This is a genomic window from Janibacter hoylei PVAS-1 (assembly GCF_000297495.1).
Classification (GTDB): Bacteria; Actinomycetota; Actinomycetes; order Actinomycetales; family Dermatophilaceae; genus Janibacter; species Janibacter hoylei.
In genome coordinates, this window is the sequence record NZ_ALWX01000016.1 from 40376 (window position 1) to 56222 (window position 15847).

Annotated in this window: 11 protein-coding genes; 6 read left to right on the plus strand and 5 right to left on the minus strand. The window is 71.3% G+C overall.

Annotation, left to right across the window (positions count from 1 at the left end):
• Positions 1-5: 5 nt before the first annotated feature.
• From nuoL to B277_RS04370, 4 genes are read left to right on the plus strand one after another with little or no spacing between them, the layout of a single operon-like run.
• Positions 6-1889 (plus strand): NADH-quinone oxidoreductase subunit L, encoded by a 1884-nt coding sequence (gene nuoL, locus B277_RS04355; protein ID WP_007925582.1) that lies wholly within the window; start codon positions 6-8, stop codon positions 1887-1889.
• Complete coding sequence (locus tag B277_RS04360; RefSeq protein WP_007925583.1) at positions 1889-3535, plus strand: NADH-quinone oxidoreductase subunit M; 1647 nt, start codon at positions 1889-1891, stop codon at positions 3533-3535. Before nuoL ends, B277_RS04360 begins: the two co-directional genes overlap by 1 nt.
• A complete protein-coding gene (nuoN, locus tag B277_RS04365) occupies positions 3535-5100 on the plus strand; it encodes an NADH-quinone oxidoreductase subunit NuoN (RefSeq protein WP_007925584.1) in 1566 nt (521 codons plus the stop codon). The genes B277_RS04360 and nuoN overlap by 1 nt, the downstream gene beginning before the upstream one ends.
• 4 nt (positions 5101-5104) lie before the next feature.
• Entirely contained in the window at positions 5105-6109 is a 1005-nt protein-coding gene (locus tag B277_RS04370; RefSeq protein WP_007925585.1) for a polyprenyl synthetase family protein, read from the plus strand.
• 24 nt (positions 6110-6133) lie between these two features.
• On the opposite strand, the gene rarD is transcribed toward B277_RS04370, so the two are convergent.
• The 3 genes from rarD to B277_RS04385 all read right to left on the minus strand — a co-directional run bounded on the left by rarD (position 6134) and on the right by B277_RS04385 (position 9707).
• Positions 6134-7072: an EamA family transporter RarD gene (gene rarD, locus B277_RS04375; RefSeq protein WP_007925586.1), complete on the minus strand. Its 939-nt coding sequence runs from the start codon at positions 7070-7072 to the stop codon at positions 6134-6136.
• 32 nt (positions 7073-7104) lie between these two features.
• The gene (locus B277_RS15790) at positions 7105-7770 is read right to left on the minus strand and encodes a class F sortase (protein WP_156811729.1); all 666 of its coding nucleotides are present in this window, start codon (positions 7768-7770) and stop codon (positions 7105-7107) included.
• Positions 7771-7919: 149 nt separating this feature from the next.
• Positions 7920-9707, minus strand: a complete 1788-nt coding sequence (locus B277_RS04385; protein ID WP_007925600.1) for a PhoX family protein — start codon at positions 9705-9707, stop codon at positions 7920-7922.
• Positions 9708-10199: 492 nt separating this feature from the next.
• On the opposite strand from B277_RS04385, the gene B277_RS04390 reads away from it, so the two are divergent.
• Together B277_RS04390 and B277_RS04395 are read left to right on the plus strand one after the other, a co-directional pair.
• Positions 10200-11357 (plus strand): alanine racemase, encoded by a 1158-nt coding sequence (locus B277_RS04390; RefSeq protein WP_128277246.1) that lies wholly within the window; start codon positions 10200-10202, stop codon positions 11355-11357.
• Positions 11354-12661 (plus strand): D-arabinono-1,4-lactone oxidase, encoded by a 1308-nt coding sequence (locus tag B277_RS04395; RefSeq protein ID WP_007925603.1) that lies wholly within the window; start codon positions 11354-11356, stop codon positions 12659-12661. The genes B277_RS04390 and B277_RS04395 overlap by 4 nt, the downstream gene beginning before the upstream one ends.
• Before the next feature lie 94 nt (positions 12662-12755).
• On the opposite strand, the gene B277_RS04400 is transcribed toward B277_RS04395, so the two are convergent.
• Both B277_RS04400 and B277_RS04405 read right to left on the minus strand, forming a co-directional pair.
• The gene (locus tag B277_RS04400) at positions 12756-13856 is read right to left on the minus strand and encodes a 2-oxoacid:ferredoxin oxidoreductase subunit beta (protein WP_007925605.1); all 1101 of its coding nucleotides are present in this window, start codon (positions 13854-13856) and stop codon (positions 12756-12758) included.
• Between the two features lie 2 nt (positions 13857-13858).
• Positions 13859-15730 carry a 2-oxoacid:acceptor oxidoreductase subunit alpha gene (locus tag B277_RS04405; protein ID WP_007925606.1) on the minus strand — a complete coding sequence of 624 codons (1872 nt, stop codon included), beginning with the start codon at positions 15728-15730 and terminating at the stop codon, positions 13859-13861.
• Positions 15731-15847: the final 117 nt, after the last annotated feature.

The following is a 15847-nucleotide window of genomic DNA, read 5'->3' on the forward strand; positions in this document are numbered from 1 at the left end:
TCACCTTGCTCACCGAACTCTCCTGGCTGCTCGTCGCGCTGCCGCTGCTCGGCGCCGCGGTGCTCCTGCTCGGCGGCCGGCTCACCGACTCCTTCGGCCCGCTCCTCGCGACCGCGCTGTCGTGGGGCTCCTTCGCCGTCGGCGCCGCGATCTTCGTCGGGATGCTCGGCACCGACGCCCACGACCGGTCCGGCCGGCTCGAGCTGTGGGACTGGGTACCCGCCGGCAACATCGACGTCACCGCCGGGCTCGTCGTCGACCCGCTGTCGCTCGCCTTCGTCCTGCTCATCACCTTCGTCGGCTCGCTCATCCACGTGTACTCGCTCGGGTACATGGAGCATGACCCGGACAAGCGGCGCTTCTTCGCCTACCTCAACCTCTTCGTCGCGTCGATGCTCGTGCTCGTCCTCGCCGACTCCTACCTGCTGCTCTTCGTCGGCTGGGAGGGCGTCGGCCTCGCGTCGTGGCTACTCATCGGCTTCTGGAACCACAACCCTGCCTACGCGACCGCGGCCAACAAGGCCTTCATCGCCAACCGCATCGGTGACGTCGGCCTGATCCTCGCGATGACGCTCATGCTCGCGACCTTCGGCACGCTCGACATCGCGACCGTCGGCGCCACCGTGGCCGGCGCGGGGGAGGGCACCGTCACCGCGATCGGCCTGCTCCTCCTGCTCGGTGCGTGCGGCAAGTCGGCGCAGTTCCCGCTCCAGTCCTGGCTCGGCGACGCGATGGCCGGCCCGACCCCCGTCTCCGCGCTCATCCACGCCGCGACGATGGTCACCGCCGGCGTCTACCTCGTCGTACGCAGCCACCACGTCTTCGAGGCCTCGCCCGACGCGCAGCTCGCCGTCGTCGTCGTCGGTGCGATCACCCTCGTCTACGGCGCGATCGTCGGCTGCGCCAAGGACGACATGAAGAAGGCCCTGGCCGCCTCGACGATGAGCCAGATCGGCTACATGATGCTCGCCGCGGGCCTGGGCCCGGTCGGCTACGCCTTCGCGATCTTCCACCTCATCACCCACGGCTTCTTCAAGGCCGGGATGTTCCTCGGCGCCGGCTCGGTCATGCACGGCATGGGCGACCAGGTCGACATGCGCCGCTTCGGCGGGCTCTCGACGGTCATGAAGATCACCTGGGTGACCTTCGGCCTGGGCTGGCTGGCGATCCTCGGGGTGCCCCCCTTCGCCGGCTTCTGGAGCAAGGACAAGATCATCGAGGCCGCCTTCGTCGGTGAGGGCTGGCGGCCCTGGGTCTTCGGGCTCACCGCGCTCATCGGTGCCGGCATCACGGCCTTCTACATGTCGCGCCTGTTCTTCATGACCTTCCACGGCAAGCGCCGCTGGACCGACGACGTGCACCCGCACGAGTCGCCGCTGACGATGACGATCCCGATGATGGTCCTCGCCGTCGGCTCGGCCCTGCTCGGTCTCGTCCTCGCGACCGTCGCGCCGATCACGACCTGGCTCGAGCCGGTGCTCGGCCACGTCGAGCACCACGAGCCGGTCCTGCCGATCCCGGTCCTCATGGCCGGCACCCTCGTCGTCGTCGCCATCGGCGCCGTGTGGGCCTGGCTCGTCTACGGCCGCGGCGAGGTCCCGCAGGTCGCGCCCGAGGGCTCGGCCCTCACGCGCGCCGCCCGGGCCGACCTCTACCAGGACGAGCTCAACGCGACCCTGCTCCAGTGGCCCGGCATCTCGCTGACCCGCGGTCTGGTGTCGATGGACACCGACGGTGTCGACAGCGCCGGCGTCGGCGGGCTCTCCCGCGGCATCGAGTCGGCCTCGAGCTGGCTGCGGCGGGCCCACAACGGCTTCGCCCGCTCCTACGCCCTGACGATGCTCTCCGGCGTCGTCGTCTTCCTCGCAGCCCTGTGGGTGATCAACTGATGAACGACCTGCCCTGGCTCTCCCTGCTCATGGTCGTGCCGCTCACCGGCGCGGCCGTGGTGGCGGTCCTCCCGTCGAGCAGTGCGGCTCTCGCCCGACCCATCGCCCTGGGCTCCGCCCTGGTCACCCTGGTGCTCGGCATCATCGCGACCGCGACGAGCTTCACCCGCGGCAGCACCGAGCAGTTCCAGATGGTCGAGCAGCACGAGTGGATCCCGCAGCTCGGCGTCAGCTACTCGCTCGGCGTCGACGGCATCTCGCTCGCGCTCATCCTCATGGCGCTCGTCCTCGTGCCGGTGTGCATCCTCGCCGCGTGGGACGACGCCCCGGAGGGCGGAGCCTGGCACAAGGGGTACTTCGCCCTACTGCTCGTGCTGCTGCCCTTCATGATCGGCGTCTTCGCCGCGACCGACGTCTTCCTCTTCTACGTCTTCTTCGAGGCGATGCTCATCCCGGTGTACTTCCTCATCGGGATGTACGGCGGCGCGCACCGCCAGGCCGCGGCCGTGAAGTTCCTGATCTTCTCCCTCACCGGCGGGCTCATCATGCTCGTCGGGGTCATCGCCCTGTACCTGCAGGGCCCCGGTGGACCCGACGGCTTCCTCGTCGCCAACCTCACCGGCCTGGAGATCGGGGGCAGCACCGAGCGCTGGCTCTTCATCGCCTTCTTCATCGCCTTCGCGGTCAAGGCGCCGATGTGGCCGGTCCACACCTGGCTGCCCGACGCGGCGGCGGCCTCCCGCCCGGCCGTGGCGACCCTGCTCGTCGGGGTGCTCGACAAGGTCGGCACCTACGGCATGGTGCGCTTCTGCCTCCAGCTCTTCCCCGAGGCCAGCCTGTGGGCGACCCCGGTCGTCGTGACCCTCGCGGTCGTCTCGATCCTCTACGGGGCGATCCTGGCCATCGGCCAGCGCGACATGATGCGCCTGATCGCCTTCACCTCGGTGAGCCACTTCGGCTTCATCGTCCTGGGCATCTTCGCCTTCACCTCGGTGGCCCAGGTCGGCGCCAACTTCTACATGGTCAACCACGGCTTCGCGACGGCCGGCCTCTTCCTCGTCGCCGGCATGCTCATCGCGCGCCGCGGCAGCCAGGACATCGAGGCCTACGGCGGCTGGCAGCGGGTGACCCCGGTGCTCGCCGGTGTCTTCCTCCTCTCCGGCTTGGCGACGCTCTCGCTGCCGGGTCTGTCGACCTTCGTCTCGGAGTTCCTCGTCATCGCCGGTGCCTGGCCCCGCGAGCCGGTCGCGACCGCCTTCGCCGTGCTCGGTGTGGTGCTCGCCGCGATCTACGTCCTGCTCTTCTACAAGCGGGTCTTCACCGGCCCGCCGCCGGTCGTCGGCACCGCCGGGACCGACGCGCAGGAGGCCACCGACGAGGCGAGCGAGCTCCCCTTCGTCCGTGCCGACCTCGACGAAGGGCGTCGCGCGGGTGTCCTCGCCGCCGCCGTGCCCGACCTCGGCTGGCGGGAAAAGGTCGTCGTCGCCCCGATCGTCGTCGCCCTCGTCGTGCTCGGCTTCTTCCCCGGGCCGGCCCTCGAGGTGCTCAACCCGGCGGTCGAGCGCACGCTCGAGATCGTCGGGGTAGGCGACACGATCCCGACCGTGCCCGCCGGCCTCCAGCTCGACTCCGGGAGTGACCACTGATGCCCCCCACCGTGCCCGAGGCCTTCGAGGCCGTCGACATCAGCTACCAGGCCCTCGCGCCCATGATCGTGCTGCTCGTCGGTGCCTTCGTCGGTGTCCTCGTCGAGGCCTTCGTCCCCCGCGGGGCGAAGCACGTCGCACACCTCGCCGTGACGGGTCTGTCCGTGGTCGCCTCCATGGCCACGCTGCTCTTCCTCACCGGTGACCACGTCGGGGTGACCGTCGGCGGCACCGTCGCGGTCGACGGCCCGACCCGCTTCCTCCAGGGCACCCTGCTCGTCCTCGGCGGGCTCGGCCTGCTCGTCATGGCCGACCGCCTCGGTGGCGACAGCGCCGATGCCTTCACCCCCATGGGTGCGGCGAGCCCGGGCTCCGACCTCGAGGCGCAGGCCGCCCGCAAGGGCTGGTCGACGACCGAGGTCTTCCCCCTGGCCCTCTTCGCGCTGGCCGGCATGCTGCTCTTCCCCGCGGCCAACGACCTGCTGACGATGTTCGTCGCGCTCGAGCTGCTGTCGCTGCCGCTCTACCTCATGTCGGGTCTGGCCCGCCGGCGTCGGCTGCTCTCCCAGGAGGCGGCGCTGAAGTACTTCCTCCTCGGCGCCTTCTCCTCCGGCTTCTTCCTCTTCGGCGCGGCCCTGCTCTACGGGTACGCCGGGTCGATCGGCCTGCCGGAGATCGCGGCCGCGGCGACGACCTCCACCGGCGAGCTCGAGGGGCTGCTGCTCCCGGGTGTCGTCCTCGTCCTCGTCGGGCTGCTCTTCAAGGTCGGCGCCGTCCCCTTCCACTCGTGGACGCCCGACGTCTACCAGGGCGCCCCGAGCCCCGTCACCGGCTTCATGGCCGCGTGCACCAAGGCGGCCGCCTTCGGCGCGCTGCTGCGCCTGGTCTACGTCGGGCTCGAGACGACCCGGTGGGAGTGGCGGACGGGCGTCATCGTCATCGCCGCCCTGACGATGGTCGCCGGCTCGGTGCTGTCGGTGACCCAGACCGACATCAAGCGACTGCTCGCCTACAGCTCGATCGCCCACGCCGGCTTCATCCTCGTGGCGCTCATCAGCTTCGACCGCTCGGCGGTCGAGGGTGTGCTCTTCTACGTCGTCGCCTACGGCATCACGACGATCGCCGCCTTCGCCGTCGTCAACCTCGTGCGCGAGCGCGACGCGGAGGCCACCCACCTCTCCCAGTGGGCCGGTCTGGGGCGCAACCACCCCTACCTCGCCGGTGCCTTCGCCCTCTTCATGCTCGCCTTCGCCGGGATCCCGCTCACCTCGGGGTTCACCTCCAAGGTCGTCGCCTTCCTCCCGGCGGTCGAGCACGCCGGCCTGTCCGGCGTCGTCCTCGTCGTCATCGGCGTGCTCATGTCGGCGATCACCGCCTTTGTCTACGTGCGCATCATCGTGCTCATGTTCTTCACCGAGCCGACGGGCGAGGTGACCGCCGCCGCACCCGCCACGCTGTCCCTGGTGGTCATCGTCATCGGCGTCATCGCTACGATCGCCCTCGGTGTCTTCCCGGGCCCGCTGCTCGAGCTAGCCGAGCAGTCCAGCATCTTCATCACGAGGTGACGCAGTGACCAGCTCGACGCCGCCCGTGCTCGCCCTCCCGGGCGCGAGCACGGACCTGACCTCCCGCCTCCAGGCCGGTCTCGAGCAGGTGGAGGCGCTCATCGTCGAGCGCACCCGCAGCGAGGACGACTTCATCACCGAGGCCAACCTCCACCTGGCCAAGGCCGGCGGCAAGCGGTTTCGCCCCATGCTCACCATGCTCGTCGCCGAGCTCGGCGAGGGGATCAACGACCGGGTCATCGCCGCCGCGGCCGGGGTCGAGCTGACCCACCTCGCGAGCCTCTACCACGACGACGTCATGGACGAGGCCGACCTGCGCCGCGGGGCCCCGAGCGCCAACGCCCGCTACGACAACTCGACGGCGATCCTGGTCGGCGACCTGCTCTTCGGCACCGCGTCGGACATCATCGCCGACCTCGGTGCCGACGCCGTGAAGATCCAGGCGCAGACCTTCATCCGCCTGTGCTCGGGCCAGATCCGTGACGACCGCCCCTGCCCAGACGGCACCGACCCGCGCGAGTACTACCGCGGGGTGCTCGCCGACAAGACCGGGGTGCTCGTGGCGACGGCGGCCCGCTACGGCGCGATGTACGGCGGGTGCAGCCCCGAGGTCGTCGAGCTGGCCACGGAGTACGGCGAGCACCTCGGCGTCGCCTTCCAGCTCGCCGACGACCTCATCGACATCGCGAGCGAGTCCGGTGAGACGGGCAAGACGCCCGGCACCGACCTGCGGGAGGGCAAGCGGACCCTGCCGGTGCTCAACGCGCTCGCCTCCACCGACCCGGCCGACGCCGAGCTGCAGGAGCTGCTGCGCTCGGAGCTCAAGGAGCCAGAGCGGGTCGAGCGGGCCCTGGAGCTGCTGCGGCCGCACCCGGCGATGGCGCAGGCCCGCGAGGAGACCCTCGCCGTCGGGCGGCGGGCGACCGACTCGCTCGCCGGCCTGCCCGAGAGCGACGCCAAGACGGCTCTCGTCGCCCTCATGGAAGGCGTGGTCCACCGGGTCGGCTGATCCGGCCCGCTCCCTTCGGCCCGATCAGACCGGCTCGACCGGCTCCAGCGACTCGCACTCGCCCGGGGCGGGGCGGCGCCGGCGACGGGCCGTGCGCAGCGAGTCGACCGTGAGGCAGGCCAGCGCCACCCACACGGTCGCGAAGCCCACCCACCGGGCCGGCTCGAGGTGCTCGCCGAGCAGCGTCACGCTCACGACGAGCTGCAGCACCGGGGTGATGAACTGGATCAGCCCGATCGTCACGAGCGGGATGCGTCGGGCCGCCTCGGCGAAGAGCAGGAGCGGGATCGCGGTGACGACGCCGGCCGAGACGAGCAGCAGCGGGTGCCACGGGGTGTCGACGGTGAAGGTCGACTCGCCCCCGGCGCCCAGCCACCACACGAGGGCGAGCGCGGGCGGCAGGAGGAAGATCGTCTCCGCCGAGAGCGACTGGAGCGCCGGCAGGGTCGCCCCGAGGCGCTTCTTGGTCAGGCCGTAGCCACCGAAGCTCAGCGCGAGGACCAGCGAGATCCACGGTAGCCCGCCGCCGGCGACCGTGAGGTAGAGCGCCGCGATCGCGCCGATCGCCACCGCGACCCACTGCAGGCGGCGCAGGCCCTCGCCGAGCACGAGCACCCCGAGGGCGACCGTGACGATCGGGTTGAGGAAGTAGCCCAGGGCCGCCTCGTTGGTCCGCCCCGTGCCGACCGCGTAGACGTAGACGAACCAGTTGACGCCGATGAGGTAGGCGGCGATGCCGACGCCCAGGGCGAGGCGCCCGCGCAGCTGCCGCAGCAGGGCCACCAGCTCGTGGCGCAGCAGCAGGACGAGCACGCACAGCACGAAGGTCCAGATGACGCGGTGCGCGAGGATCTCCTCGGCGCTGGCCGGCCGGAGAGCGTGGAAGTACAGGGGGAAGAGCCCCCAGATGCCGTAGGCGAGCCAGGCGGCAAGGACGCCGCGCGCGTCACGTTGAGGGGTCACCGGCCGAGGCTACTCCCGCCGCCGGTCCGGCCTTAGGCGGGCAGCTCTGCGACGGCGACGAAGTTGGCCTTGCGGTGCCCGTCGGTGCGGAAGCCGAGCTCGTCGTCGCACGTGACGAGGACGATCCGGCGGGTGTCGGAGTTGTCTCCCCAGACGTCCTGGCTCGTCGTCAGCTCGTCCTTGTCGACGATGTCGGTGCTCGTCACCTCGAAGCGCAGGCGGGCTCCGCCGGGGTAGGACAGGACGACGCCGTCGCCCTTGGACAACTGCTCGAGGGCGGCGAAGGAGTCGGCCCTCCCGCCCGAGATGACGTGGCCGGCGATGACGGTCGTGCCGGTAGCCCCCGGCCGGACCCGGTCGTAGCCGGTGAACCAGATGACCTCGCCGGCGCGCGGGTTGACCTTGCCGTCGCGCAGGCCCTGGGGACCGATCTTCGTCGACAGACCGACCGCGGGGATGCTCAGCGTGGTCGCGGGGGCGGAGGCGTCGGCAGCGGACCGGCCGGCCTTCGCCTCGGCGGCGGTCTGCGGCGCGTCGGCCGCAGGCGTCACCGTGACGTCGGGGTCGGGGGCATGGCTCGTGCTCGAGGTGCCCGACGACGAGGTGGCGCTGGTCGACGACGAGGTGGGGGTCGCCCCCCTTCGTGCTCGACGTCGCAGATGACGAAGGGGAGGTCCCGGACGCCTGCGGGTCGTCACCACCCGCCCCGCAGCCGGTGACGGCCAGGGCGAGCAGGGCGCCGGCGGCGAGAGCGCGGCGGGAGGGGCGGTGGCGGGGCATGGGTCTCACCTTGTCATGGGGGGAGCGGGCCGCCCGCGGTCGCGGACGGCCCGCCCGAGTGGTGGGGTCAGACGCGGTCGGTCTCGATGACCGGGCCGCGAGGCGTGTCGCCCTTCGGGGGCTTGTGGCCCTTGGGCGGCTTGGGCTCCTTCGGGGGCTTGGGCGCCTTCGGAGGCTTCGGCTCGTTGCTCGCCTCGGGCCACACCATGATCACCGCGGGACGCGGCTGCGTGTTGCCCGTGTAGGGGAAGCGGCTGCGGACATTGGTCGTGCTCGCGCCGTCGTCCTCGCCCGGGTGCTGGATCGCCGCGAAGACGACGCGGTCGTCCCACTCGATGAGCGGGCCGCAGCACTCGGAGAAGGCCGGGACGGAGAGGAATTGCTGCAGGTGGCCGGTGTGCTCGCCCTCGAGCGGCATGAGGTACATGCCGTCGCAGTGGCCGAGCGCATTGCCGTCCGTCGAGATCCACAGGTTGCCCGAGCTGTCGAAGGCGACGTTGTCGGGGCAGGAGATCGGGCTGACCTGCGACTTGTCGTAGCCGTTGAAGTAGGTCTCCGGGTCGCTCGGGTCGCCGCAGATGAGCACGAGCTTCCAGTCGAAGGCGGTAACCGTGTGGTCGCCCGAGCGCGGGGTGATCTCGAGGACCTGACCGTGCTTGTTCTTCGCGCGGGGGTTGGCCTCGTCGACCTGACCGGGAGCGCGCTTGGAGTTGTTGGTCAGGGCGGCGTAGACGCGGCCGTTGACGAGGTTGACCTCGACGTCCTCGGGGCGGTCCATCTTCGTCGGGCCGACCTTGTCGGCGGCCAGCCGGGTGAAGACGAGGACCTCCTCGAGGCTCATGCCGTCGACCTGGGACTCGCCGTCGACGACGAGGGGCAGCCACTCGCCGGTGCCGTCGTGGAGTCCGTCCCCGGTCCCGTTGCCGGTGAACTTCGCGACGTACAGGTCGCCCTCGTCGAGGAGCGTGCGGTTGGCGGCGGCGTCGCCCTCGACGTAGGTGCCCGCGGAGACGAACTTGTACATGTAGTCGAAGCGCTCGTCGTCACCCATGTAGACGACGACCCGGCCGTCGCCGGCGACGACGACGTTGGCGCCCTCGTGCTTGAAGCGGCCGAGCGCGCTCAGCTTGCGCGGCTTGGCGTCGGGCTCGAAGGGGTTGACCTCGACGATCCAGCCGTGGCGGTGGGCCTCGTTGGGCTCCTTGGTCAGGTCGAAGCGGTCGTCGAGGCGGTCCCAGTTGTGCTGCGCGGCGCTGCCACCGGCCAGGCCGTAGCGGGCGGCGGCCTCGCCGGCCAGGTCGTCGGAGGGTGCGGCCGGCTGGGTGAAGTAGCCGTTGAAGTTTTCCTCGCCGGAGAGGATGGTCCCCCACGGGGTGGTGCCGCCAGCGCAGTTGCCGAAGGTGCCGAGCGGCGTCGTGCCGGCCGGGTCGGCGGAGGTCTTGACGAGGTCGCTGCCGCGGGCCGGACCGACGAGCTCGAAGGGGGTCTCGGCGGTGATGCGGCGGTTGAGCGGGGCCGCCTTGGTGTAGACCCACTTGCTGTTGGCGTTCTTGCGGGTCATCTCCACGACGGTCATGCCGTGGGCGTTCATCGTGATCTGCACCTGGTCGTCGGTGAGCGACGCGGCGTCGGTGTAGCCGTGGAACATCAGCTCGTTGTTGGTGTACTCGTTGTTGACGACGAGCACGGCCTGGTTGGCGCTGCCGTTGCGCAGGACGCCGACGTAGTCGCAGTTGTAGCCCATCTGACCGGCCTGGGCGGCGGCCGTCTGGTGGTCGAAGTCGAAGGCGGGGGCACCGGCGAGGACCGGGTCGCCCCAGGCGATGATCGGGGCCCAGCGGAAGCCCTCGGGCACGACGACCTCGTCGGTGCCGGCGTTGACCGGGTCGATCCCGATGAAGCCGAAGGGGGGCGGTCTTGCCCGGCCCGGGGGGCGGCGACGGCGGGCTCGGCGAGCGCGGTGCCGGCGGCGGTCGTCAGACCGGCGAGCGCGGCGGCGGCGCCACCGGCCTTGAGCACCGAGCGGCGCGACGCGGCCACGACGTCACCGAAGTACTCGTTGTCCGAGGTGTTGGGGACCGGCTTGCTGCACGCGTCGTTGCACTTCCACAGGCAGGTGGCGGCGGAGCGGCCGCCGTCCCGGTGGCCTGCGGCCAGCGGCAGCAGGGTGCGGTCGTTGCGGGGTGGCGTCATGACTTCTCCTCCGAGGGCCCGGGGTGGGCGGGGTGGCGCAAGGGACGGGCGAAAACCTAGGGAGGCGAAGGTCACCCCCGGCGTCGCCGAGGTGGCGTGCAGGTGACGCTCACCCGAATGTCACATGTAGTGACCTGTGGGTAACATCAATGGCGTGAGCAGAGCTGCTGTGTGGGACCGGGCGACGGCCGGGCGGTCGGCCCCCTTCGCCGTCGTCGACCTCGATGCCTTCGACGCCAATGCCGCCGACCTCGTGCGGCGGGCCGCCGGCCGGCCGATCCGGGTGGCGAGCAAGTCGATCCGGGTGCGGTACCTGCTCGAGCGGGCGCTGGCCCGCGAGGGCTTCGCGGGGGTGATGTCCTACGCCCTTCCCGAGGCGCTGTGGCTCGTGGGGGAGGGCGTGCGTGATGTCTTCGTCGCCTACCCGACGGCCGACCGGGAGGCGCTGGACCGGCTGGCCGCGGACGAGCATGCTCTGACCCAGGTCTCCGTCGTCGTCGACTCGGTGGAGCACGTCGACGCGCTGCGCCGCTGGCTGCCGAAGGGGGTCCCGCTGCGCGTCGTCGTCGACGTCGACGCCTCCCTGCGCATCGGCCCGGTCCACCTCGGGGTGCGGCGGAGCCCCACGCGCAGCCCGCGGGCCGCGGCGAAGGTCGCGCAGGCCGCGCGGGCGGCCGGCTTCGCCGTCGTCGGCGTGATGTTCTACGACGCCCAGATCGCCGGGCTGCCCGACAGCTCGCCGGCGGTCCGGCTCGTCAAGGCACGCAGCGATGCCTCGCTGCGACGCCGTCGCGGTCGGGTGCGCTCGGCAGTCGAGTCCGTCGTCGGACCGCTGGAGATCGTCAACGGCGGTGGCACCGGCTCGCTCGAGGTGACGGGGGCCGATCCCTCGCTCACCGAGCTGGCCGCGGGGTCCGGGCTCATCGGGCCGACGCTCTTCGACGGCTACGACGCCTTCACCCCGCACCCCGCGGTGGCCTTCGCCCTGCCCGTCGTGCGGCGCCCGGCGGCCGACGTCGTCACCTGCTTCTCCGGCGGCTACATCGCCTCGGGGCCGGCCGGGGACTCGCGGGTCCCGTCGGTGCACCACCCGGAGGGCCTGCGACTCATCGGCACCGAGGGTGCAGGTGAGGTGCAGACTCCCCTGCGGGGCAAGGCCGCTCGTGACCTCGCGATCGGTGATCGCGTGTGGTGGCGGCATGCCAAGGCGGGCGAGCTCGCCGAGCGCTTCGACGAGTACGTCGTCATCAGCGGGGACGAGGTCGTCGACGTCGTCCCGACCTACCGCGGCGAGGGAAGGACCTTCGGATGACCGGCCGCCACAGCGCCAGCTGGTCGAACTGGGCGGGCAATGTCACCGACTCGGCGGCCGTGCTCAGCCCGCGCACCCAGGACGAGCTCGTCGAGATGGTGCACTCGAGCGCCGCAGCCGGCCGGCGGATCCGCCCCGTCGGCAGCGGGCACTCCTTCACGCCCATCGCGCAGGCCGGCGACACCCGGCTGAGCCTGAGGCACCTGAGCGGCATCGTCGCCGCCGACCGGGCCACCGGACACGTGCGGGTGCTGGCGGGGACCCCCCTTCGCGTCCTCAACCGGGCCCTCGACCTGCTGGGGCTGGCCATGCCCAACCTCGGCGACATCGACGCCCAGACCCTCGCCGGGGCCACTTCGACCGGCACGCACGGCACCGGGGCCACCCTCCCGGGGCTGTCCGCCGGCATCGTCGGTCTGCGCCTCGTCACCCCCGACGGCGCGAGCCGCTGGGTCGACGAGAGCGACCCCGAGCTCTTCGGCGCGGCCCGCGTCGGCCTCGGGGCCCTCGGGGTGGTCACCGAGATCGAGCTGGCCTGCCTGCCGGCCTACCGCCTGCGGGCGGTCGAGCGGCCGGACTCGCTCGACGCGGTGCTGCCGCGCATCCAGGAGCACTTCGACGCCCACCGGCACTTCGAGCTCTACTGGTTCCCCGGGACGCGGCGGGTGCAGACCAAGGCCAACGACCTCATCGCCGACGACGTCGGCGAGCCGCTCGCCCCCTGGCGGCGTCGCCTCGACGACGAGCTGCTGTCCAACACCGTCTTCGGCGCGGCCAACCGGGTGCTCACCGCGGTGCCGCGGGCGGTGCTGCCCTTCAACGCGGTCGCGGCCCGGGCGCTCACCGAGCGGTCGTACACGGCGCCCTCGCACGAGGTCTTCGTGACGCCGCGGACGGTGCGCTTCGTCGAGTCGGAGTACGCCGTGCCGCGCGAGGCCGTCGCCGACGTGCTCACCGACCTCGTCGCCTGGGTCGAGCGGCACCGCGAGCCGATCAGCTTCCCCGTCGAGGTGCGGGTGGCCGCGCCCGACGACATGTGGCTGTCGACGGGGTACGAGCGGGCCAATGCCTATGTCGCGGTGCACCAGTACCACCGGGGTGACCGCCGGGCCTACTTCGCGGCCTTCGAGGAGATCGTGGCAGCGCACGCCGGCCGCCCGCACTGGGGCAAGCTACACGGCCTGGGCGCCGAGCAGCTCGCCGACCTCTACCCGCGTCACGGCGACTTCGTCGCCCTGCGGGACCGGCTGGACCCCGAGCGGGTCCTGACCAACGACTACCTGGACCGCGTGCTCGGCCCCTGACCGCGCATCTCCCTAGGGAAATGCGCCCTGGGTCCGTATTTCCCTAAGGAAATGCGCCCTGGGTCCGCATTTCCCTAGGGAAATGCGCGCGGGGTCACTCGACGGTCCAGGTGTCCTTGCCGTGGAGCAGGGACTGGAGGTCGTCGTCGGTGGCCGGGCCGCCGGCGAGATCGATCGCCGACTCGACCTGGGCGCGGGTCTGGTCGTCGTAGGTGGGGCGCTCGACCGCGCGGAAGATGCCCATCGGCACGTGCGTCATCGACTCGGAGTCGAGCCGGCTGATCGAGAAGGCCTGGCTCGGGTCGGAGAGCGTCACGTCGTGGACGATGACGTGGTCGGCGAGGCCCTGGCCGGCGACCTCGGCCTCCGGCACGAAGCGGACGGACCCCCCTTCGCCACGGACCAGCAGCTCGCGCTCGCCCTCGTCACCGATGGCGACGGGCTCGCCGTCGCGCAGGTGGACCAGGCGTGCCTTCTGCTGCTCGACGTCCTTGATGAGCTCGAAGGCGCCGTCGTTGAAGATCGGGCAGTTCTGGTAGATCTCGACGATCGACGTGCCGCGGTGGGCGGCCGCCGCCTTGAGCACCTCGGTGAGGTGCTTGCGGTCGGAGTCCATCGTCCGCGCGACGAAGGTGCCCTCCGCGCCGAGCGCGAGCGAGACCGGGTTGAAGGGGGCGTCCACGCTGCCCATCGGCGAAGATTTCGTCACCAGGCCCGGCTGCGAGGTCGGGCTGTACTGCCCCTTGGTCAGGCCGTAGATGCGGTTGTTGAAGAGCAGGATCGTCATGTTGACGTTGCGCCGCATCGCGTGGATGAGGTGGTTGCCACCGATCGAGAGGGCGTCGCCGTCACCCGTCACGACCCACACGGACAGGTCGGGGCGGCTCGTCGCCAGACCCGTCGCGATCGCCGGCGCGCGACCGTGGATCGAGTGCATGCCGTACGTGTCGAGGTAGTACGGGAACCGCGAGGAGCAGCCGATACCGGAGACGAAGGTGATGTTTTCCTTGCGCAGGCCCAGCTCGGGCAGGAAGCCCTGGACGGCCGCGAGGATGGCGTAGTCGCCGCACCCCGGGCACCAGCGCACCTCCTGGTCGGAGGCGAAGTCCTTGCGGGTCTGCTTCTCGCCCTCGGGGAGGGTGGGGACGCCGTCGGTGCCGGAGGCGACCGTGGGGATGCCGAGATCGATGCTCATGCTCAGACCTCCTGGAGGGCTGCGTCGATGACCTCGGCCAGGTCGGCGACCTTGAAGGGCAGGCCGCGGACCGAGGTGTGGGACCGGACGTCGACGAGGTACTTCGCGCGCAGCAGCATCGCCAGCTGCCCGAGGTTCATCTCGGGGACGATGACGCGGTCGTAGCGGGCGAGGACCTCGCCGGTGTTGGCCGGGAAGGGGTTCAGGTGGCGCAGGTGCGCGTGGGCGACGGCCTTGCCGGCCGAGCGCAGGCGGCGCACCGCCGCGAGGTTGGGCCCGTAGGTCGAGCCCCAGCCGAGGACGAGGACCTTGGCCTCGCCGCTCGGGTCGTCGACCTCGAGGTCGCCGATGGAGTCGGCGATCTTGTCGACCTTGGCCTGGCGGGTGCGGACCATGAGGTCGTGGTTGTCGGGGTCGTAGGAGATGTTGCCGGTGACGGCGTCCTTCTCGATGCCACCGATGCGGTGCTCGAGACCGGGCGTGCCGGGCACCGCCCACGGGCGGGCCAGCGTCGCCTCGTCCCGGACGTAGGGGTGGAAGGTGGGATTGCCCTTCGCGTCCGTGGCATTGGGCTCGGTGGCCAGCTCGGCGGGGAAGCTCGGCAGGTCCGCGACCTGCGGCACCTGCCAGGGCTCGGAACCGTTGGCCAGGTAGCCGTCGGAGAGCACGAAGACGGGGGTGCGGTAGACCGTCGCGATCCGCACGGCCTCCAGGGCCGCGTCGAAGCAGTCGGCCGAGGTCTGCGGGGCGATGATCGGCACGGGCGACTCGCCGTTGCGGCCGAACATCGCCTGCAGCAGGTCGGACTGCTCGGTCTTGGTCGGCAGGCCGGTCGAGGGCCCGCCGCGCTGGACGTCGACGATGACGAGCGGCAGCTCGAGGCTCACGGCCAGGCCGATCGTCTCCGACTTCAGCGCGACGCCCGGGCCGGACGTCGTCGTCACCCCGACCGCGCCGCCGAAGGAGGCGCCGAGCGCGACGCCGATGCCGGCGATCTCGTCCTCGGCCTGCACGGTCGTCACGCCGTGGCGCTTGAAGCCGGAGAGGGCGTGGAGGATGTCGCTCGCAGGAGTGATCGGGTAGGAGCCGAGCACGAGCGGGCGGCCGGCGCGGTGCGCACCGGCGACGAGGCCGAGGGAGAGTGCGGTGTTGCCGGTGATGTTGCGGTAGGTGCCGGGCGGGGTGGGTGCGGCTGCGACGGTGAAGGGGACGGCGAAGTCCTCGGTCGTCTCGCCGTAGTTCCAGCCGGCGCGCAGGGCGGCGAGGTTGGCGGCGAGGATGTCGGGCTTGGCGCCGAACTTCGAGGTGAGGAAGTCCTCGGTCGCGCTCGTCGGGCGCGAGTACATCCACGACAGCAGGCCGAGGGCGAACATGTTCTTCGCCCGCTCCTTCTCCTTGCGCGTCAGCGAGTCGAAGTCGGCGAGCGCCTCGACGGTGATCGACGTCAGGGGCAGGGCGTGGACGTGCCAGGACTCGAGGGTGTCGTCGTCGACCGGGCTGGTGGTCCAGCCGACCTTCTTGAGGTTGCGCGTGGTGAACTCGTCGGTGTTGACGATGATCGTCGCGCCGCGGGGCACGTCGGCGAGATTGGCCTTGAGGGCCGCGGGGTTCATCGCGACGAGCACGTCGGGGGCGTCGCCCGGGGTGAGGATGTCCCAGCTGGCGAAGTGCAGCTGGAAGGAGCTGACGCCCGGGATCGTGCCCTGGGGGGCGCGGATCTCCGCGGGGAAGTTCGGCAGGGTCGACAGGTCGTTGCCCAGCGCGGCGCTGTCGGCGGTGAACCGGTCTCCCGTCATCTGCATGCCGTCACCGGAGTCACCGGCGAAGCGGATGATGACGCGGTCCTTGGCCTGGGCTGTCGCTGTGCTGCTCATGGTGGGTGGTCGTGCCCCTTGCAGGTCGGTCGTGCCGCGGGGTCCCCCGGGGCGTCCGTCCATGGTAAGGCGGACCTGCCTTCCGATTTCAGTCGGTCACGTTATGAGATGGATAAC